Source organism: Micromonospora sp. SL1-18, from assembly GCF_047921505.1.
Taxonomy (GTDB): domain Bacteria; phylum Actinomycetota; class Actinomycetes; order Mycobacteriales; family Micromonosporaceae; genus Micromonospora.
The window spans coordinates 1-2267 of sequence record NZ_JBLROA010000155.1 but is presented as its reverse complement, the minus strand read 5'-3'; the positions used below and the strand labels follow the sequence as shown (position 1 = coordinate 2267).

The window sequence follows — 2267 nt, the reverse complement described above, 5'->3', positions numbered from 1 at the left end:
CGCACCCCGCCTCACCAGGCGGCGGTGGTCTTCCTCGGCCGTGCACCCGTGTTCAACCACCCCCGGCCGCCAGCCATTCCGGCCCGGGGCGCCGCCGACCACACCCCCAAACCGGACATCGCCTCCCACAGCACCCGACCGGGCAGCGGCCCGACCCGCCTCGGCCCGGTCGGCGGGGAGCGGGCTTCTGCCGTGGGCAGATCTGCTCGCCGTGAACATCGCCCACCGATCCGTACCGCACGGGGCAGGGTGGGGCGCATGAGGCTGCTGGTTTTGGGCGGAACAGGATTTGTCGGTGGGGCCGTGGTGACCGAGGCGGTACGGCGCGGCTGGTCGGTGACGGTGTTCAACCGGGGCCTGCACGGCGACGTGCCGGTGGGCGTACGCCGGTTGCGAGGGGACCGGACGGCGCCGGACGGGCTGACGGCGCTCGCCGGCGGCGAGTGGGACCTGGTGGTGGACACCTGGGACGGCGCGCCCCGGGCGGTGCGGGACGCCGCTCGCGCCCTGGCCGGCTCGGTCGGGCACTACGGCTACGTCTCCAGCGGCTCGGTCTACGCCGAGCCGGTGGAGCCGGGCTCGGCCGAGGACGCGCCGGTCGTCGAGGCGTCCGCCGACGCGGTCGACGGCGACTATCCACAGCTCAAGGCCGGTGGGGAGCGGGCCGCGGTGGAGGTCTTCGGCGAGCGGGCACTGCTGGCCCGTGCCGGACTGATCCTCGGGCCGGGCGAGGACATCGGGCGGCTGCCGTGGTGGCTGCGGCGGATCGCCCGGGGCGGAGAGGTGCTGGCCCCGGGGCCGCGCGACCTGCCGGTGCAGTACATCGACGTCCGGGACCTGGCAATCTGGCTGCTGGACCGGGGCGCCGAGGGCACCGGCGGGGCGTACAACGTGGTGGGTCGCAGCGGGCACACGACGATGGGTGAGCTGCTCGACGCGGCGGTGGCGGTGACCGGTGCGGACGCGGCGCTGCGCTGGACCGATCCCGAGCGGATCCTGGCCGCCGGTGTCGTGCCCTGGAACGACCTGCCGATCTGGATTCCGCCGGGGCACGAGTTCCGGTGGCTGCAGGAGCGCCCCGTCGAGCGGGCGTACGCGGCGGGGCTGGCCTGCCGGCCAGCGGCGGACACGGTCGCCGACACCTGGCGCTGGCTGTGCGAGGTGGGTCAGGTGCCGCCCCGCGCCGGCCGGCCGGCCCGGACACCGGTGGGGCTCGACCCGGACCGCGAGGCGGAACTGCTGGCCGACGTCACCCCGGCGGCCTGACGCGACACCGTCCGGCGGCTCAGGACGGCGCCACCGGCAGGTCGAGCACCTCGTCGACGGGGCGGCGCGGGGTGGCGGTGCCGGGCTGGCCGTACCCGATCCTCATCCCCATCTGCGGGGTGCCGAACCGGCCCAGGGACAGCCGCAGCGCCTCCCGCGCCCCGGGCACCTCGATCGGCTGGGAGATCATCGATACGCTCAGCCCGGCGTCGGTGGCCGTCAGCAGCACCCGTTGCAGGGCCTGGCCGGCGACGATCTGGTCGATGGTGGTGTTCCCCGCCGATCCCAGCACCGCGACCAGCGGCTCCGGTTCGAAATCCCGCCCCGGCGCCCGGTTGCGGCCGCCGAAGCCGCGCTGCGGCAGCAGGTCCTGCGGCTCGCTCTGCGGGCCGCCGGCGGCGGTCGGCACGCCGTCCGGGGAGGGTTCGGAGCGGATCCAGGCGATCCGCTCCGCCACGTACGCGGGGTCGCGTTCGAGGACCCGGTGGGCGCTGCGGGCGATCTCGGCGAAAGCGTTGACCGCGCTGGTGCCGATCAGCAGCTCCAGCCAGCACTGCTCGGCCCGGGCGGCCTCGCCGAGCCGCCACCGGGCGTCGGCGGAGACCGGGTCGGGCCAGAACGGGGCGCGGTTGCTGAACCGGCGGCCGACCGCCGCGTACAGGCTCTGCTCGGTGGGAGTGGGGCGGCGCGGCACGTCGGGGACCAGCCGGGCCACCACGTCCGGGTCGGCGGGGTACGGGCGGAGCCGGACGGTGGCCGGGGTGCCCGCCACGGCGAGCGCCAGCCGCAGGTTGAACAGGGCCGCCCCGCAGGCGATCCGGGCGCCCCACCCGCTCGGGTCGGTGGCGGGCAGCCGGCGCAGCGGGTCGACGGACAGCTCGATTCCGCCGTCGCGCAGCCGGAACCGCCACGGCTGGGTGTTGTGCAGGGACGGTGCCCAGACAGCGTCGGTGGCGACGGCCCGCAACTGCGCGACGGTGAAGCCGGTGGTCATGATGCTG

Annotated in this window: 2 protein-coding genes; one reads left to right on the top strand and one right to left on the bottom strand. The window is 76.1% G+C overall.

Annotated elements, in window-relative coordinates; genetic code table 11:
* The first annotated feature begins 258 nt into the window (after positions 1-258).
* On the top strand, positions 259-1266 hold the full coding sequence (locus ACNAW0_RS30205; protein WP_416291445.1) for an NAD-dependent epimerase/dehydratase family protein: 1008 nt from the start codon (positions 259-261) through the stop codon (positions 1264-1266).
* Between the two features lie 19 nt (positions 1267-1285).
* Here the strand turns inward: ACNAW0_RS30205 and ACNAW0_RS30200 are convergent, their stop codons facing one another.
* The gene (locus ACNAW0_RS30200) at positions 1286-2260 is read right to left on the bottom strand and encodes an Acg family FMN-binding oxidoreductase (RefSeq protein WP_416291446.1); all 975 of its coding nucleotides are present in this window, start codon (positions 2258-2260) and stop codon (positions 1286-1288) included.
* Between the last annotated feature and the right edge of the window lie 7 nt (positions 2261-2267).

What these genes read in the sequence shown, in the direction of transcription:
- ACNAW0_RS30200 (WP_416291446.1), bottom strand. Translation starts at nt 2,260, where the DNA reads ATGACCACCGGCTTCACCGTCGCGCAGTTGCGGGCCGTCGCCACCGAC.
- ACNAW0_RS30205 (WP_416291445.1), top strand. Translation starts at nt 259, where the DNA reads ATGAGGCTGCTGGTTTTGGGCGGAACAGGATTTGTCGGTGGGGCCGTG.